The following is a 24,108-nucleotide window of genomic DNA, read 5'->3' as shown; positions in this document are numbered from 1 at the left end:
TTCGGACTAATAAAATGAAACAGACAAGGGCGCCTATCTGACACACGGGTTCAACTACCCAAAGTCTGGTCGGCGTCACCCTGCCTGACCGTTGCCACCTCCACATTATCCGGCGATGGCGCGGTAGATTCAATATACGAGGTCTGACAAAAGCACACGGCCTCAACTGCTACGCAGTTGAGGCCGTGTGCTTTTGTCAGACCTGACACCGTTTTTCAACATCCAGCTCGACCCAGACGGGGGCGTGGTCGCTGGGCTTTTCACGGCCGCGCACATGGCGGTCCACCTCGGCTTTTGTTAGCGTCGGCGCCAGCGATGGGCTGAGCAGCAGGTGGTCGATCCGCAGCCCGGCATCGCGTCCGTAGGCGTTGCGGAAATAATCCCAGAACGTGTATATCTTTTCGTCGGGATGCATGGTGCGCAGCGCGTCGGTCCAGCCTTGCGCCAGCAGACGGTGATAGGCGTCGCGTACTTCCGGACGGAATAAGGCGTCGTCAAGCCAACGCTCGGGTTTATAGACATCCAGCTCGCTCGGGATGACGTTAAAATCGCCAGCCAATATCGCTGGGCTGTCGAGTAATTTTTCAGCGTGAATAATCAGCCGCTCAAACCATTTCAGTTTGTAGTCGAATTTCGGTCCTGGTGCGGGATTGCCATTCGGCAGATATAAGCCGCCGATTAATATGCCGCTCACCATCGCTTCAATATAGCGGCTTTGGCTGTCGTCCGGATCGCCGGGCAGGCCACGTCCGGTTTCGATCGGCAACTGGCCGCGCGCCAATATGGCGACGCCATTCCAGCTTTTCTGACCGTGCCAGATCGCCTGATATCCAGCCGCTTGAATGGCGTCTATCGGGAATTTCTCTTGTGGCGCTTTTAATTCTTGCAGGCAGACGACATCCGGCTGGGTTTCTTCCAGCCATTGCAGCAGGGCAGGGAGGCGGGCGCCTATACCGTTGACGTTGAATGTAGCGATACGCATACAGCCAGTATAAACGTTTCACGCCTCATGCGCCTGTGCGCTTGCCCACGCACAGGCCCCGTGGTTACACCAGTTATTGGCATGTTCAGGCCAATGGATGGCATAGCTAACAAATGCCGCTTGACACGTTATCAAAACAAGTCTACTGTATTACTCAACTAATACACAAATACGGAATCACGGTGACCCACACTTCCAGCTTATTTTCGATAGCGACCGGTTCATCCGATCCTATCTACCGGCAGTTGATCGAGCAGGTGCGGCGATTGATTGCCGCCGGCGCTTTAAAACCCGGCGATGTTTTGCCATCGGTGCGTGATGTCGCCGTGGCATTGGCCGTCAATCCGATGACCGTTTCCAAGGCTTATAACATGCTGGAAACCGAGGGCTTATTAAGCCGGGCACGCGGAGTTGGCATGTTGGTGGCAGAGGGTAATAAACCCCAGGGCCGCGAGAATCTTTTAATACCGACGCTGGAGCGCGCCGCCGTCGAAGCGCGCCAGCTGGAGCTGGATAGTCAGACTGTTATTGCGCTGTTCACAAAAATTCTTGGAGAAACCAAATGAAGTCAGTCGTTGAAATAAATAACCTGCATAAAGCTTTCGATAAACAGCAGGTATTACAAGGTGTTAATTGGACGATTGAACCGGGCAAGGTGATCGGCCTGTTGGGCCGCAACGGCGTCGGCAAGTCGACACTGCTGGAGTGCCTGCTGGGCCTGCGCGAAGCCGATTCCGGCGGCAGTTCGCTGTTCGGTCATCCTGCGGGAGCGCTCAACGATGAGGTCCGCGCCAACATCGGCTACGTGCCGCAAAAGTCGGAAGTGTTCGAGTGGTTGACGCCATTGCAACTGCTGGACTATTTCAAAGCGCTGTATCCGCGTTGGAATCAGGCCAAGGTCGATGGCCTGATGCAGCGCTGGGGCTTTGACGGCGATACCGCGAACAAGCAGGTCGCCAAGCTCTCCGGCGGACAAAAGCAGCGCCTGTCGATCATCCGCGCGCTGGCCCACGATCCGAAGTTGCTGGTGCTGGACGAGCCGGTTGCCAGTCTGGACCCGATCGGCCGCCGCGATTTTCTGCAGGAATTGATCAGCGGCGTCATCGAGCGCGACACCACGGTGATCTTCTCTACCCACATTCTGTCCGACCTGGAGCGCGTGGCGCTGGACGTGGCGTTCCTGCAAGGCGGCAAAATCGTGTTGCAAGGCGCGCTGGATGAATTGCTGGAAGGCAAAAATCTCAGCCTGGAAGACTTGTTCTTCGAGGTGACGAAATGAGCGCCACCGGCTGGACGGCTTACCGGCAATTGCTTTTGCAGGTGTTTCGTGAAGAGACCGGTTACCGCATGATGAAGCGCGTTACCTGGCTGCTGCTGGGCGGCGTATTGCTCATCATGGCGGTGAGCCTGTACTTGAACAAATCGTCGCCGACCAAGGGACTGTTGGCATTGTTTCTGTTTGTTGCCGTGCCGATGTGGGGTGGCATCTTCCTTAAAAACGCGACGGCGCAAAACCGGCCGGAATATGCCGTCCTGGTGCCGCAATTGCGCACGCGCCTGATGCGCCTGACCACCATCCTGCTCATCGCCAGTTCATTGCTGCTGAGCGTGCCGATAGCGTGGATATTCGGCGCCCCTGGTTATGCCTTGCTGGCTGGCGGAGCGATGAGCTTGTACATCCTGTTCATCTCGCGCTACCAGTGGGCGGGGTTTTTCCCAGCGTTGATCGCGCTGCCGCTGGCTAAAACCGGCCTGGCCGACCGGCTAATCCCGGCACTGCACGAAGACTTGGGCCAGGCCGCCACCTCCGTGCTCGGCTGTGTGATGTTGCTGGCGCTGGGCGCCTGGGGCTTGCGCCAAGTGTTCCCTCAGGGCGGCGATGCGCACTGGGTCTGGTTCAAGCGCCTTTGCCGCAACAAGGACGCGGCGCGGGCACCTGCACAAGCGGTCCCTGTCACGCGCCTCGGCGAATGGTGGCAGGCCAAGCGCGCCAGTCGCTATCAGGTGTCGCTGCGCAACGATAGCCGCGATGGCGGCACGCCGCAGCGCATGATGATGTACGCGCTCGGGCCGGGCGCGCACCCGGCGACCTATATCGCTTCCGGGGTGGTCAACACGATGATCGCGCTGGCCGTGCTGGCAGTGGCCCATGGACGCGTTAGTGCCAGCGTCTTTGTGGTGATGGGCACGGTGATGCAGTGTTCGGTGCTGCTGATTTTAATGATGTATGTCCAGGGCGTGGTTGACGGCGCCATACGCTATCGTACCGAACAGGCGATATTTTTCCTTAGTGCCAGTGCGCCCGCCAAGGCGCAGGTCAACCGTCTGCTGGCCGGCGCCATGCTGCGCGGCTTCTTCATGGTCTGGCTGGCGGCGCTGGTGTGTGTATGCTGCATCGACTTCGTCATTCAGGGGGAGGTCGGGCTGCGCGGCATCAGCTTTATGCTGGCCATCTTGTTGCTGCCGCTGGCCTGCAAGCTGCCGCGTGATTATGCGGTCGCGCAGGCCACAGACAAGAGTACGTCCTGGATTGCAGTGAGTGTGCCGTATATGATCGTTTGCAATGTCCTGCTGTCGCTGGTGAATGCGCGCTATCAGCTACCGTGGTTCTGGCTGGCAGGCGTGATTGCTGTGGTAAGTTTGCTGGTGCTCTGCCGTCGCTGGCGCAAGCTGCTGGCGTTGCCGCCGGTGCTGCCGGCGGGGCGTCTGGCGGTTTAAGACTTTGCTGGGCGGCTAAGCCACAGCACATCGACCACCGCGCTGACCCAGCAGATCAGCACCACCGCCGACGCCAGGTTGGTGGCGAAATTGTCGGCGCCGGAGGCGTGCACGCGTTCCAGCAGCATGGTCGGGTCCAATGGCAGCGTGCCGTTATTGATTTCGGCCAGCAGCTGATTGGTCAGTTGCAGTATGGTGCTCAGCAGGTACAGCACAGCGACGGCGGCCGGCACCAGAAACAGCATGCCGCGCGCGCCGCGCCGGGGACGTAGCGCAAGGTGGCCGAGGCCCGGAAATAGCAAGGCGGAAATCAGTACTGCGCGCGAAGATGCTTTCAAGGTCGCTCCCGTGGTGAGTCCGCACAGATTACAACATCTGAGCGGACGCTGCGCGCCAGCGGTCTCCGGTTTTCTGGATGTAGTGGGCATAGACGTAACGCCACGGCATCGCCAGCGGGATGATGATCGCGACCGCGCATTCGAAAGCGGTGGCGATAATAGCCTCGTCCATCTGGCCGGTGCGCCACGCGGGCAGGGCCACCAGCAGCAGCCACAGCGTTTTCCAGCTCATTTCCCATATCAGTACCGGCAACATCTGCAAAGGATAGCGGATGCCGATAATGCACAGCAGGCTGAACGCCGTCAGCATGCACTTGACGACGCCCTGCGCCAAGCCCCATGGCTCGGCGTGCCGCAGCACACCCGGCCACACCACCAGCGCCAGGCCCAGCGCAATGATGCAATACACAGCTCTCAGCGAATACAGGCGAAACAGCGATACGTGTGGCATGGTCTGGCGCTCCTCAGATGGGGATTATTCGACGTCTTTCAGCACTTTTTCAATGGCGATGATGCGCACCTTCAGGTCGGCCAGCGCGGCGGCGGTTTCCTCCTGTGCGGCGACGGCGCGCTCGGCGATGGCGCGGTACGACGCCTCATTCTCCGCCTGCAACTGCGCCTTCTTGATGATGGTCTGCGAGCGGATCAGGAAGATCATGAAGATCGTGCCGAAGAAGATCGCCAGGGTAGTCAGGTAAACCGGTTCAGACATATGCGCCTCTATTTTTCAGGTTGGTTGGTCAGTGTTGCTACCGCGTCAGCGATGATTGCCGGCGTCAGGTCGATGGCGAATGGGGCCGCCTCAAAATAATTGAGCGCCTTGCCATCGGCCGACAACTCCAGTTGGCTGGTGACCAGCCCGGCATCCTGCAGCTTCTGCAGGTGCAGATGCAGCAAAGGCCGGCTGATATTCAACTCCCGCGCCAACTGGCTCACATAATTGCGTCCGCCGGACGACAGCGCCGCCACCACCCGCAAACGATGCGGGTTGGACAGCGCCGCCAGCGCCGCCAGCAACTGATCGCCCGTGAGATGTTTTGATTTCATGTGTCAATAATATCTGACAGGTGTAATGAACGCAAGCAAAAAGCGCAAGCAAAAAAAATCCCGGCGTGTGGCCGGGATTTTCAGGGAGCGAGACTAACTTATTCGTAGTCGCTGATCGGCGCGCAGCCGCAGAACAGGTTGCGGTCGCCGTAGACGTTGTCGGCGCGGCCGACCGGCGGCCAGTACTTCTGCTTGCGCAGCGATGGCACCGGATAGGCGGCCACTTCGCGCGAGTACTTGCGATCCCAGACGTCGGCCGTCAGCACCTCGGCGGTGTGTGGCGCGAATTTCAGCGGGTTGTTCAGCTTGTCGAACTCGCCGCTTTCCACCTTGGCGATCTCGCCGCGAATGGCGATCATGGCGTCGATGAAGCGGTCCATCTCGGCTTTCGATTCCGATTCGGTCGGTTCGATCATCAGCGTTCCCGGCACCGGGAACGACATGGTCGGTGCGTGGAAGCCGAAGTCCATCAGGCGCTTGGCCACGTCTTCGTTGCTAATGCCGGTGGCGTCTTGCAGCGGACGCAGGTCAATGATGCACTCGTGCGCCACCAGGCCGTCGTGGCCCGCGTACAGCACCGGGAAGTGCGGCGACAGGCGACGCGCGATGTAGTTGGCGTTGAGGATCGCGGTTTCGGTCGCGGCGGTCAGTCCTTCGGCGCCCATCATGGCGATGTACATCCACGAAATCGGCAGGATCGATGCCGAGCCGTATGGCGCGGCCGACACCGAACCGATGCCGGCGTTGTCGCGGATATAGCCGGTCGAACGCTGGTTCGGCAGGAACTTGGCCAGGTGCGCGCCAACGCCGATCGGGCCGACGCCCGGGCCGCCACCGCCGTGCGGAATGCAGAAGGTCTTGTGCAGGTTCAGGTGCGATACGTCGCCGCCGAACGCGCCCGGCGCGGCCACGCCGACCAGCGCGTTCATGTTGGCGCCGTCAACGTACACCTGGCCGCCATGGCTGTGCACGATCTCGCACAGTTCGCGGATGCCTTCTTCAAACACGCCGTGGGTCGACGGGTAGGTGACCATGACGGCCGCCAGATTCTTCGAGTGCAGTTCTGCTTTCGCTTTCAGGTCGGCCAGGTCGACGTTGCCGTTGGCGTCGCAGGCTGTGACCACCACCTGCATGCCGACCATCGACGCCGAGGCCGGGTTGGTGCCGTGCGCCGACGATGGAATCAGGCAGATGTTGCGGTGGCCTTCACCACGCGACTGGTGGTAAGCCTGGATCACCAGCAGACCGGCGTATTCGCCCTGCGAGCCGGCGTTCGGTTGCAGCGAGATGGCGGCGTAGCCGGTCACCGCGCACAGCATCTCTTCCAGCGACGCGATCATTTCGCGGTAGCCGACGGTCTGCGCTTCCGGTGCGAACGGATGGATGGTCGAGAATTCTGGCCAGGTCACCGGAATCATTTCGCTGGTGGCGTTCAGCTTCATGGTGCAGGAACCCAGCGGAATCATGGTGCGGTCCAGCGCCAGATCCTTGTCGGCCAGCGAGCGCAGATAGCGCAGCATCTCGGTTTCCGAGTGATAGCGGTTGAATACCGGGTGCGTCAGGTAGGCGCTTTCGCGCTGCAGCGCTTCAGGGAAGGCGCGCTCGACGGCCGCTTCCACGGTGTCGAAGTCCGGGCCGTGGGCAGGGCCGCCGACCGGATGCGAGAACACGGTCCACAGCAGCGCGATGTCTTCGCGGGTGGTCGTTTCGTCCAGCGATACGCCAACGTGCGTGGCGTCGATCGCACGCAGGTTGACGCCGTGCGAGTGGGCCGATGCGTGCAGCTGCTCTGCATTTTTGACGTTGACGGTCAGCGTGTCGAACCAGCTGTCGTTGGTGATGGTGTAGCCCAGGGTCTTCAGATTCGACGCCAGCACGCCGGTCAGGCGGTGCACGCGTTTGGCGATCTGCTGCAGGCCTTGCGGGCCGTGGTAGACGGCGTACATCGACGCCATCACCGCCAGCAGCACCTGTGCGGTGCAGATGTTGGAGGTGGCTTTCTCGCGGCGGATGTGCTGCTCGCGGGTTTGCAGCGCCAGGCGGTACGCCTGGTTGCCTTGCGCGTCGATGGTTACGCCCACCAGACGGCCCGGCATCGAGCGTTTGAATTCATCGCGGGTGGCCATGTAGCCGGCGTGTGGGCCGCCGAAGCCCAGCGGTACGCCGAAGCGCTGCGAGTTACCGACAACGACGTCGGCGCCCCATTCGCCCGGAGGCGTCAGCACGGTCAGCGCCAGCAGGTCGGCGGCGGCAACCACCATCGCGCCCTTCGCCTTGACGGCTTCCACGTCGGCTTTGTAATCGCGCACATTGCCGTTCACGCCCGGGTATTGCAGCAGCACGCCGAAGCAGTCGTCGATGCCCGCCAGTTCGGCTGGATGGAAGACTTTAACGGTGATGTCGAGCGGCTTGGCGCGGGTCTGCACCACTTCCAGCGTTTGCGGCAGCACGTCGTCGGCCACGTAGAACACGTTGGATTTGGATTTGCTGACGCGCTGGATCAGCGTCATCGCTTCGGCGGCGGCGGTGCCTTCGTCCAGCATCGACGCGTTGGCGATGCCCATGCCGGTCAGGTCGGTGATAGTTTGCTGGAAGTTCAGGATCGCTTCCAGGCGGCCTTGCGAAATCTCCGGTTGGTATGGCGTATAGGCGGTGTACCAGGCCGGGTTTTCAAAGATGTTACGCAGGACGACGTTCGGCGTCAGCGTGTTGTAGTAGCCCTGGCCGATCAGCGACTTCAGGACCTTGTTTTTCGAAGCGATTTTTTTCAGCTTGTTGAGCGCTTCGTTTTCCGGCATCGGCTGCGCGTAGGCGCCCAGCGGCAGGTCGGCCTTGTTGCGGATGTTGGCGGGCACGATGGCGTCGATCAGGGCGGCGCGCGAGGCGTAGCCGAGAGCCGACAGCATGGCTGCCTGTTCGGCGGCGTCTGGGCCGATGTGACGGGCGATGAAGGCGTCACGCGCTTCGAGTTGGGTCAGGCTGGTGCGGGTCATGATGTGGGCGAAGGCAGAGAAAGAGAAATAAGCTGTCGTTCCGGCGCAGGCCGGAACCCATGCTGAGCTGGCGTTCCATGGGCCCCGGCTTTCGCCGGGACGACGATCAGGCGCCGATGTTCTTGCCGTAGCCGGCGGCGTCCAGCAGGCCGTTGACGGCGGCGGCATCGGCCGGCTTGATCTTGAACAGCCAGTTGGCGTAAGCATCGGCGTTGATCGACTCAGGCGCGTTGACCACCTCTTCGTTCACCGCCACCACCTCGCCCGACACCGGCGCATAGATATCGGAAGCGGCTTTCACCGACTCCACCACGGCGGCATCATCGCCGGCGGTGTAGCTGTTGCCCACTTTCGGCAGCTCGACGAAGACGATATCGCCCAGCGCGTCCTGCGCGTACTCGGTGATGCCTACAGTGACGGTGCCGTCGGCTTCAGCGCGTACCCATTCGTGGGATTCGGTGTACTTCAGGTCTGCAGGAATGTTCATGTTGTAAAGCTCCAGAGGGTGAGGGTATTAATTAAGCGGTATTAATTAAGCGGCCAGGATTTTGCCGTTGCGGACGAACGGCAATTTAACCACAGAAGCGGCCAGTTTTTTGTCGCGGATTTCCACGTGCACGGTGTCGCCGACGTTCACGCCCATCGGCACGCGCGCCAGCGCGATCGCCTGTTGCATGGTCGGGCTGAAGGTGCCGCTGGTGATCTCGCCGGTGGCGTCGCTGCCGGCCACGATGACTTTCTGATGCGCGCGCAGCACGCCGCCTTTTTCTCGCAGGATCAGGCCGACGAATTGCGCATTCTGGCCCTTGGCCTGCAGCGCCGCCTTGCCGATGAAATCGCGCTCGGCGACCAGGTCGATGGTCCACGCCAGACCGGCGTCCAGCGGGTTCACGGTGTCGTCCATGTCCTGGCCGTACAGATTCATGCCGGCTTCCAGGCGCAGCGTGTCGCGCGCGCCCAGACCGGCCGGTTTGACGCCGGCGGCGGCCAGCGCGTTCCACAGCTGCTCGGCCTTGTCGGCGGCGACGCCGATTTCAAAACCGTCCTCGCCGGTGTAGCCGGTGCGGGCGATCATCGCCTCGCCCAACGGGGCGCTCTGCGCGAAGGCCACATTGAACGGTTTCATGTCGGCGGTGGCTTCTTTGGACTCGGGGATGACTTCCCACACCTTGGCGCGGGCGTTCGGGCCCTGCACGGCGATCAGCGCCATCGCGTTGGAACCATCGCGACGCTGGGTGATCGTCAGGCCGTGGTTGCCGGCGACGTTCTGCTGCTGCATCCACGCCACGTCCTTCTCGGCGGTACCGGCGTTGACCACCAGGCGGAACCAGCTCTCGTTGATGAAGTAGACGATCAGATCGTCAATGACGGTGCCCTCTGGATTGAGCATGCAGGAGTAGAGCGCCTTGCCTGACACTTGCAGCTTGTCGACGTTGTTGGCCAGCAGGCCGCGCAGAAAAGCGCGCGCATTGTCGCCCTTGATATCGACCACGCACATGTGCGCCACGTCGAACATGCCGACGTCGCTGCGCACGGCGTTGTGCTCTTCGATTTGCGAACCGTAGTTGACCGGCATGTCCCAGTCGCCGAAATCGACCATGCGGGCGCCGGCTGCGCGGTGTGCGTTATTGAGTGGGGTGGCTTTGAGCGTCATGGTACGGTCCGAACGAAAAGAGGTTAACAGGGAATACAAATGATTCCAGCATGTTGCGCCCCTCTGTCCTTGGTACCTGAGAGATAGCGGAAAGCAGGTTCCGCACGCCCCTTCGGTGGGTTGCCGCGGCAACCGCTCTCCAGAGTTTGAGCCATCGCAGTTACGTCCCTGCATGGCCCCTTGACCGGTCCTTTTGCCTGAGAGTTTTTGGGTAGTGCCCCTTCGGCGGCTGCGCTGGCGAATCGCCCGGCAACCCTCTCCCGATCAAGACTCGGGAATATATGTCAGAAGGGCTTGAATGTCAATCTTGGCGCGTTGCGCACGAATGAAAGTGGGAAAGCTGGAAAAGAAACAATTTGCTAGAATAAATGCCACGATTTTGAGAGCCCACAGATGAGCCAAGACCAACCCAATTACGACGGACATGCGTGGTTCACGCTGTCTGGCGACGTCAACAGCGACATGGTGCGCCGCGTCTTCGACGCGGTTGCCGACATGACGGAAGACCGTATCACCACCGCCCACATCCTGATCCAGTCGAACGGCGGCTATGTGAGCGACGGCATTTGCCTGTACAACTACCTGAGCAAGCTGCCGATCAAAATCGTCACCTACAACGCCGGTGCCGTGGCGTCGATCGCGGTGGTGCTGTTCCTGGCCGGCAGCGAACGCTACGCTAGCGAAACGGCGCGTTTCATGGTGCACAAGTCGCACGCCAGCGCGCCGCACGGCGCCCGTCCGGACGCCTTGCGTATCATCGTCGAAGGCTTGCAGGCGGATGACGCCCGCACCGAGCAAATCCTGCGCAACCATGTCGAACTGAGCGAGGCGCACTGGCGCACGCACGAGTATTCGGACCTGCATCTGACCGCCGCCGAAGCGTTAAAAGTGGGAATGGTGAACGGCGTCGGGGATTTCGTGCCGCCAAGCGGGCAGCGCGTGACGAACATTTGAGCAAAATCTGAGCGCGGCGGGGGATGCGACGCGCTGGGCGCCGCATTCACCACCGATTGCCTGCTTAGCGGTTGCCGTTTTGCTTGTTGCCGTCGTTCTTGTGGCTTTGACGGCCAGCCTCGACGTGCTGCTCGTGCGTGCCGCCCTGGGTGCCGCCGTTGCGCGACCCGCCGGACGAGCCGGACCCGCTCGACTGCTTGTTGCTGCCCTGGTTGGAGCCCTGCTTGTTATTGCCACCACTGCCACCACTGCCACCACTGCCACCTTTTTGATTCGCGTTCATTTTGATTCCTTTACGAAAGTGAAAGAACGCCAGAGACGCCAAGCGTTTCTGGTCAGGCCATAATGCGTTGTCAACCGCATGGTCGGTATCGGCGTGGCACTTGGGGGCTTGTAGGACAGGGCCTTGCTGGCCGGTTAGCGCACCGTCAACAGCGCGCCACCCATGCCAATGAACACCACGCCGGTGCCGCGGCCCGCCAAGCGGCGGCGGCTGGCGCTGGCCGTGACATTGCGCTTCACCCACGCCGCGCAACTGACGTAAAAGAAGTGCGACAGCAGTGTGCATGCGGTGAACGTCGCCGTCAGCAGCAGGAAGCGCAGCGGATCGATATGGTCTTGCGGCATAAACTGCGGGAACACGGCAGTAAAGAACAGGATCGCCTTTGGATTGCTGACGGCGACCAGCAGCCCGGCGCGGAACGTGCTGAGCCGGCTTTCCGCCACCGGCTGTTGCTGCGCCTGCGCCGCAGTCTGCTTGCCGGCGTTACGCCAAGCCTTGATGCCGAGGTGGATCAGATACGCCGCGCCGGCCAGTTTCAGCAATCCAAACGCCAGTTCGGACGCTTTCAGCAACAGCCCCAGTCCGGTCACCGCCGTGGTGGCAACGATAAACACCCCCAGCGCATTGCCCGCAGAGCTGTAAAACGCCCGCCGCGCGCCATGGCTGGATGCGGTCGAGATTGCCATTAGCACGCCCGGTCCCGGACTGAAGGCGGCGACCAGTGACACGGAAACGAACAGCAGCCAGGTGGAAAAACTCATCGTAGTCACTCCGCAAAGGAAAAACTCAGTATCGTTTTAACCCGGGAAAACATAAATGCTCTACCATTTACAATATTTTTAACCAGTGATTCACAATCATGGACAGATTGCGCAGCATGGAAGTGTTTGTCGGCGTGGCCGACGCGGGCAGCTTCACGGCCGCCGCCAGGGTGTTCGAGATGTCGGTGGTGATGGTCGGCAAGCATATCGCCGAGCTGGAGCAGCGGCTCGGCGCGCGCTTGCTGAACCGCACCACGCGCCGCCAGAGCCTGACCGAGATCGGCGAGCAGTACTGCGAGCAATGCCGACAGATTCTCGTCCACGTGCAGAGCGCGGAGTCGGGCGCCTTGGCGATGCGTAGCGGCGCGCGCGGCAATCTGCGCATCAGCGCCCCGGTCGCCTTCGGCAGCGCCTTGCTGGCGCCCCGGTTGCCGGACTACATGGCAGCGCATCCCGAAGTCAGCGTGGATCTGGAGTTGAGCGAACGCATCTCCGACGTCGTGGAGGAGGGGCTGGACGCCGCGATCCGCATCGGGCGGCTGGAAGATTCCACCATGATCGCTCGCCCGCTTAAGCCCTACGGCATGGTGATCTGCGCCTCGCCGGCCTACCTGGCGCGCCACGGCGCGCCGCACACGCCGGCCGATCTGGCGCAACACCAGTGCCTGGATTTCCTGCACTGGCGCCGCGTGGTGCGCTGGCGGCTGAATGCCGAGGCCACGCCTCAACCCAGCCGCTTCCGCTCCAACAATGGCCAGGCGCTCAAGCAGATGGCGCTGAACGGCTATGGTCTGGTCATGCTCGCGGAAATCGTCGTCAGCGAAGAAGTCGCCGATGGCCGCCTGGTGCCGCTACTGCGCGACCACATGCCGCCGCTGCGGCCGCTGCATCTGATTTATCCGCGCGGCCGGCAGGCCACGCCGAAGCTGAATAGCTTCGTCGATTTCGTGGTGAAGCATTTCGGTTTGCGCTGATTACGGCGTGCCGTTGGCGCCGTGCTGCAGCCAGCCAGGACGGTTGCCCAGCCGCGCCGCCCACGCGTCCAGCGCCGGCAGCGCGGGCCGCGTCATCGGCGTCGATAACCAGCGATTGAACGACAGGCCCAGCACGATGTCGGCCAGCGTGAAGCTGTCGCCCGCGACCCAGGCGCCGGTGGCGGCAAGCTGCGCATCGAGCAGCGCCATCAGGCGATTCCATTCCCTGATGCTGGCCTCAATGGCGGCTGGATCGGTATGCGCGGCGCTGCCACGCACCAGCGCCATGAAGGCGTAGCGCCACGCCGTGTTCAGTTCCGTTGCCTGCCAGTCCATCCATTTTTCCACCTGGGCGCGCGCCATCGGCGCGGCCGGCAGCAGATCTTCGCGGCCATGCTTGCCCGCCAGATAGCGGCAAATGGTATTGGACTCCCACAGCACCTGGCCGTCATCGATCACCACCGGCACCATGGCGTTGGGATTGATCTGCCGCACGTCGGCCCCGCTGGATTGCTCAAGCTGGTACGGAACGCCGATTTCAGCGCAGGTCCACAATACTTTGCGGACGTTGATGGAGGTGGACTTGCCGAGTAGGAGCATTTTCACTTTAACTTGAACTTAACTTTTGTTGCGCTGCAATGAAGGCTAAAATGTGGTCATTCAGCGGAATAGAAAGTGTACGATGTTTTGGTGGCATTGGTTAAGTGTGGCAGGCGGTCTGGCGGTGACGGGGCCGATCGGCATCGCCATCGCGGTATGGCTGCTGGCCGGCAAATCGTGGCGATTGACGTGGACCTGGGCGCTGCTGTTCGGCGGCGGCATGGCGCTGGTGGTGCTGACCAAGCTCGCCTTCATGGGCTGGGCCATCGGTATCGAATCGGTTGAATTCGCCGGTTTCAGCGGCCATGCGATGCGCGCCGCCGGCGTTTATCCGGTGGCGGCCTTCCTGATTACCCGCTCGCTGCCGCCTTGGACGCAGATGCTGAGCAGTACCGTGGGCGTGGCGCTGGCGGTGCTGATCGCCATGTCGCGCATCCACGTCGATGCCCATTCGCCCTCCGAAGCCTGGACCGGCTGCGTGCTCGGCCTGCTGGTGGCGGCCGCCTTCATCGGCTACGCCAACGCTGAGCGCCAGATGGCCCTGAGCCGGGTGCTGGTGGCGCTGTGCGTGCCGGTGCTGCTGGTGGCGCCGCGCCTGCAGCCGATTCCGGCCGAGAAGTGGATCGCCCAGGTGGCCACCTACCTGTCCGGCCGCGATCATCCCTATACCCGCGCCGTGTGGCAAGCGCCCAAGCCGCAGCTGCGCTGACAACGGTGTAGCGCGATCCTTTTTCGGCCTGATATGATGCGCTAAATGGTATTATTGTGAAATTTTCCAGCCCAAACACCTAGATAAAACAACGTGCGTCTATCCTCCATTAAATTGTCGGGATTTAAGTCTTTCGTTGATCCCACCAATTTCCAGGTGCCGGGTCAGTTGGTTGGCGTGGTGGGTCCCAATGGTTGCGGCAAGTCGAACATTATCGATGCCGTGCGCTGGGTGCTGGGCGAATCGAAAGCGTCCGAGCTGCGTGGCGAGTCGATGCAGGACGTCATCTTCAACGGCTCGACCCATCGCAAGCCGGCCGGACGCTCGTCGGTGGAGCTGGTGTTTGATAACAATGCCGGCAAGGCCGCCGGCCAGTGGGGCCAGTACGCCGAAATCGCCGTCAAGCGCACGCTGACGCGCGACGGCACCTCCACCTACTACATCAACGGCCAGCCGGTGCGCCGTCGCGACATCCAGGATATTTTCCTCGGCACGGGCCTGGGGCCGCGCGCTTACGCCATCATTGGCCAGGGCATGATTTCGCGGATTATCGAATCGCGCCCGGAAGAACTGCGCGTATTCCTCGAAGAAGCCGCCGGCGTCTCGAAGTACAAGGAGCGCCGCCGCGAAACCGAAAACCGTCTGCACGACACGCGCGAGAACCTGCTGCGGGTGGAAGATATCCTGCGCGAGCTGAATACCAATCTGGAAAAGCTGGAAAGCCAGGCCGCCGTGGCGACCCGCTTCCACCAGTTGCAGGCCGACCAGGAAGAGAAGCAAAAACTGCTTTGGCTGCTGCGCAAGATCGAGGCCGAGAACGAGCAAAAAAAGTACTTCCGCGACGTCGAACAGGCGCAGAACGATCTGGAAGAGCAAACCGCCAAGCTGCGCAACGTCGAACTGTCGCTGGAGCACATGCGCCAGTCGCACTTTGCCGCCGGCGACCGCCTGCATAGCGCGCAGGGCGCGCTGTATCAGACCAACGCCGAAATCGGCAGCCTGGAAGCGCAGATCAAGTTCGTGGTGGAGTCGCGTGGGCGCTTGCAGGCGCAGTTGGCCGCACTGACCGCGCAGCGCGACCAGTGGCAGCGCCAGGCCACCGAAACCGGCGAGCAAATCGAGGAAGCCGAGTTCTCGCTGGAAGAACTGGGCGCCAAGGTGGAAGAGGCGCGGATGATGGCCGAGCAAAAGGCCGAATCGCTGCCGATGCTGGAACAGGTGTGGAGGGAAGCGCAGACCCGCAGTACGGAATCGCGCTCCCGCATCATGCAGGCGCAGCAGCAGCTGGAACTGGAATCCGCGCATCAGCGCAACGCCAACAATATCCTCAACGGCCTGGCCGTGCGGCGCGAGCGCCTGCAACAGGAGAAGAACGGCCTGAGCATGCCGGACAGCGCGCACCTGTCCAATCTGCGCCTGCAACTGGAAGAGAAGCAGCAGGCGCTGGAAGAGCAGAGCTTGATCCTTGAAGAGGCGCTGGAACAGCAGCCGAAACTGGAGCAGGAGCGGCAGGAAGCGCAGCAGCAGGTCAACAGCGAAACCGCCGCCAACGCGCAGCTGGAAGCGCGTTTGAACGCGCTGCGCCAGATGCAGGAGCGGGTGCAGACGCAGGGCAAGGTCACGCCGTGGCTGCAGAAGCACGAACTGGAGTCGCTGCCGCGCCTTTGGCAGAAACTGCATATCGAAGCCGGCTGGGAGCAGGCGCTGGAATCGGTGCTGCGCGAACGCACGTCGGCGCTGCAAATGTCGAACATCGAGTGGGCCAAGGCCTTCTTCAGCGACGCCCCACCGGCCAAGCTGGCGTTGTTCGCGCCATCGGCCGCCGTGCCGCCGGCCCCGCTGGAGGCGCCCGGCCTGAAGCCGTTCCTGTCGCTGCTGAAGTTGAACGACCCCGGCTTGCGCGGCTTGTTGCAGGACTGGCTGCACAACGTCTACTTTGCCGAAGACACGGCCGAAGCTTTCAATGACCGCGCCAAGCTGCCGGCCGGCGGCAGCATCATCACGCGCCAGGGCCACGTGGTCACGCAGAGCAGTGTGCGTTTCTACGCCGCCGACTCCGAGCAGGATGGCATGTTGGGACGCCAGCAGGAAATCGACAACATCACCAAGCAGTTGCGCGCGCAGCAGATGCTGGCCGACGAAGCGCGTACACGCGCGGTGCGCGCGGACGCCGCCGTTTCCGACCTGTCGCGTCGTGTCACCGAATATCGCGCCAAGCTGCAAAGCCTGCAGCAGTCGGTGCATACGTTGCAACTGGATGTGGTGAAGCTGTCGGAGATCGAGGCGCGCTTTAACCAGCGTAGCACGCAGATCGAGGCCGATCTGGCGGAGATCACCGCGCAGGAAGAGGAACAAACCCAGATCAAGCTGGAATCCGAAGAGAAGTTCGAGCAGCTGGATATGGAGCTGGGCGAACTGCAAGGCTCGCACGAAGACGGTCAGACCGACTTCCTGCAAAAAGAGCAGCGCCTGGCGGACGCTCGCGCCGTGCTGCGCGATCTGGAACGTGCCGCGCAGGAAGCGCAGTTCGCGGAAAAGACTCAGCGCAGCAAGATCGAGGAATTCCGCCGCACGATCGCCACCGCCAGCGCGCAGGTGGCGCAGGTGACCGAGAGCATGGAAGCCGGCCGCATGGAGCTGGAGGGCCTGGAGCAGGGCACGGCCAACGAAGGCTTGCAGGAGCTGCTGGATCGTCGCACCGAACAGGAGAAGGCGCTGTCCGATGCGCGCCACGAACTCGATCAGATCGCGCAGCAGATGCGCATGTTCGAGGAAGGCCGCATGTCGAGCGAGCGCGCGCTGCAACCGCAGCGCGACAAAATCATGGAACTGCAACTGAAGGAGCAGGCCGCGCGTCTGAACCAGGAGCAGTTTGCCGCGCAACTGGCCGAGGTGCAGGCCGACGAGGCGGCGCTGGCCGAGAAGCTGCATCCGGAGATGAAGGCGTCGTATCTGCAAGGTGAGGTGACGCGCCTGACCAACGCCATTTCGCTGCTCGGCGCCGTCAACCTGGCGGCGCTGGACGAACTGGCCACCGCCTCCGAGCGCAAGAATTTCCTCGATGCGCAAAACGCCGATTTGCAGGAGGCGATCGCCACGCTGGAAGACGCCATCACCAGGATCGACAAGGAAACGCGCGATCTGCTGCAGGACACCTTCGACCGCGTCAACGGTCACTTCTCCGAGCTGTTCCCGATTCTGTTTGGCGGCGGCCAGGCGAAGCTGATCATGACCGGTGACGAAATTCTGGACTCCGGCGTGCAGGTCATGGCCCAGCCGCCGGGCAAGAAGAACGCCACCATTCACCTGCTATCCGGTGGCGAGAAGGCGTTGACCGCCACCGCGCTGGTGTTTTCCATGTTCCGCCTTAATCCCGCGCCGTTCTGCCTCCTGGACGAGGTGGACGCGCCGCTGGACGACGCCAATACCGAGCGCTTCTGCCGCATGGTCAAGCGCATGTCTGAACACACACAATTCCTCTTCATCTCGCACAACAAGATTGCGATGGAGATGGCCAATCAACTGATCGGTGTGACGATGCAGGAGCAGGGTGTATCGCGCATCGTGGCGGTGGATATGGAATCCGCCGCAAACTTCGCTACCGAGGCACAAGCAGCATGACAGATCTCCAACTCAGTTTACTCGCGGCCGCCGGCGTGTTTGTCGCCGGCGTATTCACGTACAACAAAATCCAGGAATACAAGGCCAAGAAAAGCGTCGAGCGCGCTTTCGCGACCGACCATGACGATGTGCTGATGCGCGGCGACGACGCGCCGCAACTGGCGCCTACGCCAACGCCGGACCTCGCCAGCGCTCCGCACGTGCGCCAGGAGCCGAGCTTCTCGCTCGACAGCGCGGCGCCAGGCGTGGCTGGGGGCGAAGCCTCGGCCGCCGCAGCGGCGCTGAGCGCGGTGGCGGCCGAATTCACCACCGACGACGAAGCCGGCCAGCCGGCCAGCGACGATGAACTGGCCGCCCGCGCCAAAGCCGCATCGGCGGCGGCGGCGGAACAGGCCACTGCGCTGGTCGACCCACTGATCGACTGCCTGCTGCCGCTGGCGCTGGAGACGCCGGCGCGCGGCGACAAGCTGTTGCCGGTGCTGCAAACCCTGCGCATGGTCGGCAACAAGCCGGTGCACTACATCGGCAAGGCCGTCAGCGGCGACTGGGAGCCGGTCGCCCACGGCGGCGTCTACACCGAGCTGCAAGGTGGCGTGCAACTGGCCAGCCGCACCACCGCGCTCAATGAGCTGGAATACTCGGAACTGGTGACGCGTCTGCGCGCGATGGCCGACGAAATCGGCGCCGAGCCGGTGATTCCGGACATGATCGAAGTGATGGCCGAGGCGCGCAACCTGCATCGCTTCGTCGCCGGTCACGACGCGCAGCTGGGCGTCAACCTGCAATCGAACGGCGCCCCGTGGGCGCTCAACACGCTGATCGGCGCGCTGGAAAAGCAGGGCTTCGACGTGCGCCCGGACGGCCGCTTTGTGATGCCGGACGGCGAGGGCGGTTTCCTGTTCTCGCTGTCGACCAATGTGACGCCGGCCGAGGAGACCACCGCGCGCCTGACGCTGCTGCTCGACGTGCCATGCGTGGCGCCGGTGCGCGACGGCTTCGGCGCCATGGTCGCTTGCGCCAGGTCGCTTGTGACGCGCCTGGACGCGACCATCGTCGATGATTACAACCAGCCGCTGTCCGATACGGCGCTGACGGAAATCGCCGGCCAGGTGCAGGACTTCTACGCGGAGATGAACGACGCCGACATCCCTGCCGGCTCCACCCGCGCGCTGCGTCTGTTCAGCTAAGAAGGTTGGTGATGTCAGAAGTAGATTTCAAAACGCGCATCGGGCAACTCAGCGCGGAGCTGAACCGGCATTTGCACGCCTATCACGTCCTGGACGCACCGACCATTCCGGACGCGGAATACGACAAGCTGTTTGTCGAGTTGCAGAAACTCGAAGAGTCGCACCCCGAGCTGGCGCTGCCGGACTCGCCGACCAAGCGTGTCGGCGCGGCGCCGCTGCCGCAGTTCGAGCAGGTGACGCACACGGTGCCGATGCTCTCGCTGAACAACGGCTTTACCGACGAAGACATCGAGAACTTCGACCGCCGCGTGCGCGATGGGCTCGACACCGCCGCGCTGGTGGAATACGCCGCCGAAGTCAAATACGACGGCCTGGCGATCAATCTGCGCTACATCGACGGTGTGCTGGCGCAGGCGGCCACGCGGGGCGATGGCTACACCGGCGAGGATGTCACCGCCAATATCCGCACCATCCGCAGCATTCCGCTGCGCCTGAACAGCGCCAACCCGCCGGCCATCCTCGATGTGCGCGGCGAGGTGCTGATGTTCAAAAAGGATTTTGAGGCGATGAACGCGCGCCAGCGCGACGCCGGCCAGAAGGAGTTCGTCAACCCGCGCAACGCGGCGGCGGGCAGCCTGCGCCAGCTCGATTCGCGCATCACCGCCTCCCGCAAGCTAAGCTTCTTCGCCTACGGCGTCGGCGCGCTGGAAGGCGCCGAGATGCCCGGCTCGCACTCGGCGCTGCTGGACTGGTATCGCCAACTTGGCCTGCCGGTGGCGAAGGAAGCCACCGTGGTGCGCGGCTACGACGGCTTGATGGCTTACTACCAACAGATCGGCGCGGCCCGTCCGGTCATGCCATATGAAATCGACGGCGTGGTGTACAAGGCTAACCGCCTGGAAGACCAGCGCACCCTGGGCTTCGTCTCGCGCGCCCCGCGTTTCGCACTGGCGCACAAATTCCCGGCTGAAGAAGCGCTGACCACGGTACAGGCCATTGAAGTGCAGGTTGGCCGCACCGGCGCCATCACGCCGGTGGCGCGACTGGCCTCGGTGTTCGTCGGTGGTGTCAACGTCACCAACGCCACGCTGCACAACGAGGATGAAGTCCGCCGCAAGGACGTGCGCGTCGGTGACACCGTCATCGTGCGCCGCGCCGGCGACGTGATTCCTGAAGTGCTGGCGGTGGTGCTGGACCGCCGTCCCGAATCGACGGTGGCCTACGAGTTGCCGAAGGAATGCCCGGTGTGCGGCTCGCATGTGGTGCGCGAAGAGGGCGAGGCGATCGCGCGCTGCTCCGGCGGCTTGTTCTGTTCCGCCCAGCGCAAGGAAGCCATCCGCCACTTCGCCGGCCGCCGCATGATGGACATCGAAGGCCTGGGCGACCGCTACATCGACAGCCTGGTTGAATGGGGCAAGGTGCAGCGCGTGGCCGACCTGTACGCGCTGAAGCTGGACGATCTCCTGGAAATGAAACGCCTCGCCGATGAACGCGACGGCACCACGCCGGACACGGTCGCCAAGGGCAAGATCGCCACCAAGTGGGCGGACAATCTGCTGGAAGCCATCGCCGCCAGCAAGAACCCGCCGCTGGAGCGCCTGCTGTTCGCGCTGGGCATCCGCCACGTTGGCGAGTCCACCGCCAAAACACTGGCCGAGTGGCTGGGCCGCTTTGAGCTGATCCGCCGCGTGCCGGCGGCGCTGCTGCGCGTGCTGCCCGATATCGGCGGCACGGTGGCCGAATCGATCGCTGAATTTTTCTCCGAACCGAAGAATCAGGAAGCGATCGATGCGCTGCTGGCCGCCGGCGTGGCGCCGAAAGGCGAGCATCCGCCGAGCGCCAGGCTGCGCGAGCAGCTCGACCCGGTCAAGCTGCTGGCCGCGCTGGCGATCCCCAAACTGACCGAACCTCGCAGCAAGCAACTGCTGGAAGAGGGCGTGACGCTGGAAGCGCTGGCGTATCTGCAGGTGTTCAACGTCTTCGGCCTGCCGGCGACGGTGGCCGAGTCGCTGGAGAACTGGATGGCGCAGCCGGGCAATCGGCAACAGGTCAAGGCGCTGCATCTGCTGCGCGAAGACCTGCTGGCGCAATTGCCGGCAAGCGTGTCGGCGGAAGGCCACCTGACCGGCAAAACCTTCGTGTTGACTGGTACACTGCCCACCATGGGCCGCGATCAGGCGGCCGCATTGATCGAGGCGGAAGGCGGCAAGGTGTCCGGTTCCGTCTCGAAGAAAACCCATTATCTGGTGGCGGGCGCCGATGCCGGCAGCAAGCTGGCAAAAGCCCAGGAACTGGAAGTGACCATACTCGACGAAGCCGGCCTGCTGGCGTTACTCTCGCAAAAATAAAACTATGCAGAAAATCAGAAAAGCCGTATTTCCGGTTGCCGGTCTTGGTAGTCGATTCCTTCCCGCGACCAAGGCGCAGCCGAAGGAGATGCTGCCCATCGTCGACAAGCCGCTGATTCAGTACGCGGTGGAGGAGGCGGTGGCGGCCGGCATCACCGAAATGGTGTTCATCACCGGCCGCAACAAACGCGCCATCGAAGACCATTTCGACACCGCCTATGAGCTGGAGGCCGAGCTGGAGGCGGCCAACAAGCGGCAGTTGCTGGAACTGGTGCAGAACGTGATTCCCAAGCATGTCAACTGCATCTATATCCGCCAGCACGCGCCGCTGGGGCTTGGCCATGCGGTGCTGTGCGCACGTCCGGTGGTGGGCGACGAACCGTTCGCCGTGCTGCTGGCGGACGACTTCATGGACACCGCCGATGGCGTCAAGCCGGTATTGGCGCAGATGGTGGACTTGTATGCGTATGAACGCTCCAGCATCCTGGCCGTACACGACGTGCCACGCGAGGCAACGCGCCAGTACGGCATCGTCAGTGCCAGCAACTATCGGGAAAATCTGGAGCTGGTGCACGGCATCGTTGAGAAGCCGTCGCCGGAACAGGCGCCGTCCACGCTGGCGGTGGTGGGACGTTATGTGCTGTCCGGTCGCATCTTCGATTATCTCGAAAATCTGTCCACCGGCGCCGGCGGCGAGATTCAGCTAACCGACGGCATCGCCGCGCTGATGAAGAGCGAGCGCGTACTGGCCTACCGCTACGACGGCACCCGCTACGACTGCGGCTCCAAACTGGGCTACTTGAAAGCCACCACCGCGATGGGCCTCAAGCACGCCGAAACCGGCGACGCCTTCCGCGAGTTCCTGAGTGAATTGCAATGCCAGATTAAAGGATACGCGTAATGACCGTCCGCGAGATTCTGAAGATGGGCGATCCGCGCCTGCTGCGCGTCGCCGAGCCGGTGACGGAATTCGACACGCCGGCCATGCGTCAGCTGATCGCGGACATGTTCGACACCATGCACGCGGCCAATGGCGCCGGGCTGGCGGCGCCGCAGATCGGCGTCAACCTGCAACTGGTGATCTTTGGCTTCAAGCAGAACACGCGCTACCCGGATGCGCCGCAGGTGCCGGAAACGGTATTAATCAATCCCGTGCTGTCGCCTTTGTCGGACGAAATGGAAGAGGGCTTCGAAGGTTGCCTGTCGGTGCCCGGTCTGCGCGGCAGCGTGCCGCGCTACATCAAGCTGCGCTACGAGGGCGTGGATGAGTACAACCAGCCGATCAGGCGCGAAGTGGACGGCTTCCACGCGCGCGTGGTGCAGCACGAGGTGGACCACCTGCTGGGCAAGTTGTACCCGATGCGCATCAAGGACTTTTCCAGGTTCGGCTTCACCGAAGTGATGTTCCCCGATCTCGACCCCAACGACGACGACTGATCCATGCCCCCTTTCTCGTTCCAACAAAAGGTTTTCCTGTTCCTGCTGGCCCTCGTCACCATTGGATTCGGCTGGATACTGGCGCCATATGGCGGAGCGATTTTCTGGGGCGTGATCCTGGCGATCCTGTTCGCGCCGGTTTACCGCTGGCTGTTGCAGCGCACCCGCAATCGCGCCGGCCTGGCCTCGATGCTGACGCTATTGCTGATTGTGGTGATGGTCATCCTGCCACTGACGCTGGTCTCGATTTCGATCGTCAATCAGGCGTCTTCCGTGGTGGAGCTGGTGCGTTCCGGTGAAATCACGGTGGGCATGTTCTTCAATAAAATCATGGCGGCGCTGCCGAACTGGATGGTGTCGCTGCTGGACCGCTTCCACCTGACCAGCCTCGCTTACCTGCAGGACAAGCTGACCGAGGCGGCATCGCAAGTGAGCCAGGAAGTGGCCAAGCGCGCCATCAACGCCGGCCTGTACACCTTCGATTTCCTGACCAGTCTTTGCATTTTGCTTTACCTTCTGTTCTTCCTGCTGCGCGACGGTGACAAGCTGGCAAAGCGCATCCGCGAGGCGGTGCCGCTGAGCCGCAAATACAAGCAGCGGCTGTTCCAGAATTTCACTACCGTGATCCGCGCCACCGTCAAGGGCAACATCCTGGTCGCCATCGCGCAGGGGGCGCTTGGCGGTCTGGCGTTCTGGTTCCTCGACGTGCGCGCGCCGGTGCTGTGGGGTGTGCTGATGGCCTTTCTGTCGCTGCTGCCTGCCGTCGGGGCGGCCATCGTCTGGGCGCCGGTGGCGGTGTACTTCCTGGCCACGGGCGCGGTGTGGCAGGGCGTTAGCCTGATCGTGTTCGGTGTCTTCGTCATTGGCCTGGTGGATAACTTCTTGCGCCCGATCCTGGTGGGCCAGGACACCAAGATGCCCGATTACGTGGTGCTGCTGTCGACGGTCGGCGGCATGGCCTTGTTTGGCCTGAACGGTTTCGTCATCGGCCCGGTGGTGGCAGCGATGTTCATCGCGGCCTGGGACTTGTTCGTCTCCGCCAGCGAATTTCACGCTGACTAGCTGTCCTCTTCGCGCAGCAGATCGCGCGCGTTCAACAGCGCGTAGACGATATCCGGCTTGCCGCGGAAGCAGCGGCGCACGGCGGCCGGCAGCGCCTCATGCGTCTTGCGGCACAGGCCCGGCTGCTCGGCCAGTTTGATCGACAGGCCCATGACCGTGCTGACGCCGTGCGGCGATGGCGTGATGGTCAGCGTAATGCCCAGCAGTTCGCGCAGCTTGCGGTTGATGCGGTCCAGGTCCTCATATGAAGCGACGCCCTCGATCGCCCCGATCAGTCGCTTCTCTTCCTCGCGCGTGAGTTTCAGGACACGAATATCCGTGTCGTCCGGCGCCTGCTCCCACGCATCCAGCAAGGCATCGCGGCCGCACACGCAAGCACCCGGCGGGCACTCCTTGCGGATGGGGAAAGGGAACGACAGTGGCTTATTCATTCACACAAT

Annotated in this window: 24 protein-coding genes and 2 riboswitches; of the genes, 12 read left to right on the top strand and 12 right to left on the bottom strand. The window is 62.5% G+C overall.

The genetic code is table 11. The features are described 5' to 3' along the window. Positions 1–196: 196 nt before the first annotated feature. Entirely contained in the window at positions 197–982 is a 786-nt protein-coding gene (gene xth, locus GTP44_RS04550; protein ID WP_161018489.1) for an exodeoxyribonuclease III, read from the bottom strand. Between the two features lie 182 nt (positions 983–1,164). Between xth and GTP44_RS04545 the strand changes: the two genes are divergently transcribed. Genes GTP44_RS04545 through GTP44_RS04535 form a run of 3 tightly spaced genes read left to right on the top strand, consistent with a single transcriptional unit; the run spans position 1,165 to position 3,700 of the window. Further along, a complete protein-coding gene (locus GTP44_RS04545; protein ID WP_371867140.1) occupies positions 1,165–1,548 on the top strand; it encodes a GntR family transcriptional regulator in 384 nt (127 codons plus the stop codon). Next, positions 1,545–2,261: an ABC transporter ATP-binding protein gene (locus GTP44_RS04540; RefSeq protein ID WP_161018487.1), complete on the top strand. Its 717-nt coding sequence runs from the start codon at positions 1,545–1,547 to the stop codon at positions 2,259–2,261. The genes GTP44_RS04545 and GTP44_RS04540 overlap by 4 nt, the downstream gene beginning before the upstream one ends. Next, positions 2,258–3,700, top strand: coding sequence for a hypothetical protein (locus GTP44_RS04535; protein WP_161018486.1), 1,443 nt, complete (start codon positions 2,258–2,260; stop codon positions 3,698–3,700). The genes GTP44_RS04540 and GTP44_RS04535 overlap by 4 nt, the downstream gene beginning before the upstream one ends. Here the strand turns inward: GTP44_RS04535 and GTP44_RS04530 are convergent. From GTP44_RS04530 to gcvT, 7 genes are all read right to left on the bottom strand, one after another. Then, complete coding sequence (locus tag GTP44_RS04530) at positions 3,697–4,038, bottom strand: hypothetical protein (RefSeq protein ID WP_161018485.1); 342 nt, start codon at positions 4,036–4,038, stop codon at positions 3,697–3,699. The two genes, GTP44_RS04535 and GTP44_RS04530, sit on opposite strands and share 4 nt — an antisense overlap. A gap of 28 nt (positions 4,039–4,066) precedes the next feature. Continuing rightward, on the bottom strand, positions 4,067–4,489 hold the full coding sequence (locus GTP44_RS04525; protein ID WP_202423976.1) for a hypothetical protein: 423 nt from the start codon (positions 4,487–4,489) through the stop codon (positions 4,067–4,069). A 24-nt stretch (positions 4,490–4,513) separates the two neighbouring features. After that, positions 4,514–4,750, bottom strand: a complete 237-nt coding sequence (locus tag GTP44_RS04520; protein WP_160990180.1) for a hypothetical protein — start codon at positions 4,748–4,750, stop codon at positions 4,514–4,516. An 8-nt stretch (positions 4,751–4,758) separates the two neighbouring features. After that, on the bottom strand, positions 4,759–5,085 hold the full coding sequence (locus tag GTP44_RS04515) for an ArsR/SmtB family transcription factor (protein ID WP_161018484.1): 327 nt from the start codon (positions 5,083–5,085) through the stop codon (positions 4,759–4,761). A gap of 98 nt (positions 5,086–5,183) precedes the next feature. Further along, on the bottom strand, positions 5,184–8,078 hold the full coding sequence (gcvP, locus tag GTP44_RS04510) for an aminomethyl-transferring glycine dehydrogenase (protein WP_161018483.1): 2,895 nt from the start codon (positions 8,076–8,078) through the stop codon (positions 5,184–5,186). A gap of 106 nt (positions 8,079–8,184) precedes the next feature. Then, positions 8,185–8,565: a glycine cleavage system protein GcvH gene (gene gcvH, locus GTP44_RS04505; RefSeq protein WP_160990183.1), complete on the bottom strand. Its 381-nt coding sequence runs from the start codon at positions 8,563–8,565 to the stop codon at positions 8,185–8,187. Positions 8,566–8,610: 45 nt separating this feature from the next. Further along, complete coding sequence (gene gcvT / locus GTP44_RS04500) at positions 8,611–9,732, bottom strand: glycine cleavage system aminomethyltransferase GcvT (protein ID WP_161018482.1); 1,122 nt, start codon at positions 9,730–9,732, stop codon at positions 8,611–8,613. 53 nt (positions 9,733–9,785) lie between these two features. Beyond that, positions 9,786–9,885: riboswitch (glycine riboswitch) on the bottom strand. Positions 9,886–9,907: 22 nt separating this feature from the next. Next, a riboswitch (glycine riboswitch) is annotated at positions 9,908–10,005 on the bottom strand. Between the two features lie 120 nt (positions 10,006–10,125). On the opposite strand from gcvT, the gene GTP44_RS04495 reads away from it, so the two are divergent. Continuing rightward, positions 10,126–10,686, top strand: coding sequence for an ATP-dependent Clp protease proteolytic subunit (locus GTP44_RS04495; protein ID WP_160990185.1), 561 nt, complete (start codon positions 10,126–10,128; stop codon positions 10,684–10,686). A gap of 64 nt (positions 10,687–10,750) precedes the next feature. On the opposite strand, the gene GTP44_RS04490 is transcribed toward GTP44_RS04495, so the two are convergent. Then, positions 10,751–10,969, bottom strand: coding sequence for a hypothetical protein (locus GTP44_RS04490; RefSeq protein ID WP_161018481.1), 219 nt, complete (start codon positions 10,967–10,969; stop codon positions 10,751–10,753). A gap of 134 nt (positions 10,970–11,103) precedes the next feature. After that, entirely contained in the window at positions 11,104–11,730 is a 627-nt protein-coding gene (locus tag GTP44_RS04485) for a LysE family translocator (RefSeq protein ID WP_161018480.1), read from the bottom strand. Positions 11,731–11,828: 98 nt separating this feature from the next. Between GTP44_RS04485 and GTP44_RS04480 the strand changes: the two genes are divergently transcribed. After that, positions 11,829–12,704, top strand: coding sequence for a LysR family transcriptional regulator (locus GTP44_RS04480; protein WP_161018479.1), 876 nt, complete (start codon positions 11,829–11,831; stop codon positions 12,702–12,704). Here the strand turns inward: GTP44_RS04480 and GTP44_RS04475 are convergent, their stop codons facing one another. Then, the gene (locus GTP44_RS04475; RefSeq protein ID WP_161018517.1) at positions 12,705–13,304 is read right to left on the bottom strand and encodes a glutathione S-transferase family protein; all 600 of its coding nucleotides are present in this window, start codon (positions 13,302–13,304) and stop codon (positions 12,705–12,707) included. A gap of 82 nt (positions 13,305–13,386) precedes the next feature. Between GTP44_RS04475 and GTP44_RS04470 the strand changes: the two genes are divergently transcribed. From GTP44_RS04470 to GTP44_RS04440, 7 genes are all read left to right on the top strand, one after another. Then, complete coding sequence (locus GTP44_RS04470) at positions 13,387–14,013, top strand: phosphatase PAP2 family protein (RefSeq protein ID WP_161018478.1); 627 nt, start codon at positions 13,387–13,389, stop codon at positions 14,011–14,013. A 93-nt stretch (positions 14,014–14,106) separates the two neighbouring features. Further along, a complete protein-coding gene (smc, locus tag GTP44_RS04465) occupies positions 14,107–17,634 on the top strand; it encodes a chromosome segregation protein SMC (RefSeq protein WP_161018477.1) in 3,528 nt (1,175 codons plus the stop codon). Continuing rightward, positions 17,631–18,821, top strand: coding sequence for a cell division protein ZipA C-terminal FtsZ-binding domain-containing protein (locus GTP44_RS04460; protein WP_161018476.1), 1,191 nt, complete (start codon positions 17,631–17,633; stop codon positions 18,819–18,821). Before smc ends, GTP44_RS04460 begins: the two co-directional genes overlap by 4 nt. A gap of 11 nt (positions 18,822–18,832) precedes the next feature. Then, a complete protein-coding gene (gene ligA, locus GTP44_RS04455) occupies positions 18,833–21,169 on the top strand; it encodes an NAD-dependent DNA ligase LigA (RefSeq protein WP_161018475.1) in 2,337 nt (778 codons plus the stop codon). A 4-nt stretch (positions 21,170–21,173) separates the two neighbouring features. Beyond that, positions 21,174–22,070 carry a UTP--glucose-1-phosphate uridylyltransferase GalU gene (gene galU, locus GTP44_RS04450; protein WP_161018474.1) on the top strand — a complete coding sequence of 299 codons (897 nt, stop codon included), beginning with the start codon at positions 21,174–21,176 and terminating at the stop codon, positions 22,068–22,070. Then, the gene (gene def, locus GTP44_RS04445) at positions 22,070–22,606 is read left to right on the top strand and encodes a peptide deformylase (protein WP_160990194.1); all 537 of its coding nucleotides are present in this window, start codon (positions 22,070–22,072) and stop codon (positions 22,604–22,606) included. The genes galU and def overlap by 1 nt, the downstream gene beginning before the upstream one ends. 3 nt (positions 22,607–22,609) lie before the next feature. Beyond that, positions 22,610–23,668: an AI-2E family transporter gene (locus GTP44_RS04440; protein ID WP_161018473.1), complete on the top strand. Its 1,059-nt coding sequence runs from the start codon at positions 22,610–22,612 to the stop codon at positions 23,666–23,668. Here GTP44_RS04440 and GTP44_RS04435 read toward each other — a convergent pair. Then, positions 23,665–24,099: a hypothetical protein gene (locus GTP44_RS04435; protein ID WP_161018472.1), complete on the bottom strand. Its 435-nt coding sequence runs from the start codon at positions 24,097–24,099 to the stop codon at positions 23,665–23,667. The two genes, GTP44_RS04440 and GTP44_RS04435, sit on opposite strands and share 4 nt — an antisense overlap. Positions 24,100–24,108 lie beyond the last annotated feature (9 nt).

The sequence above is a fragment of the Duganella lactea genome, from assembly GCF_009857505.1.
GTDB lineage: Bacteria > Pseudomonadota > Gammaproteobacteria > Burkholderiales > Burkholderiaceae_D > Rugamonas > Rugamonas lactea.
The sequence above is the reverse complement of the archived record's forward strand: the minus strand, read 5'-3'. Positions and strand labels throughout refer to the sequence as shown.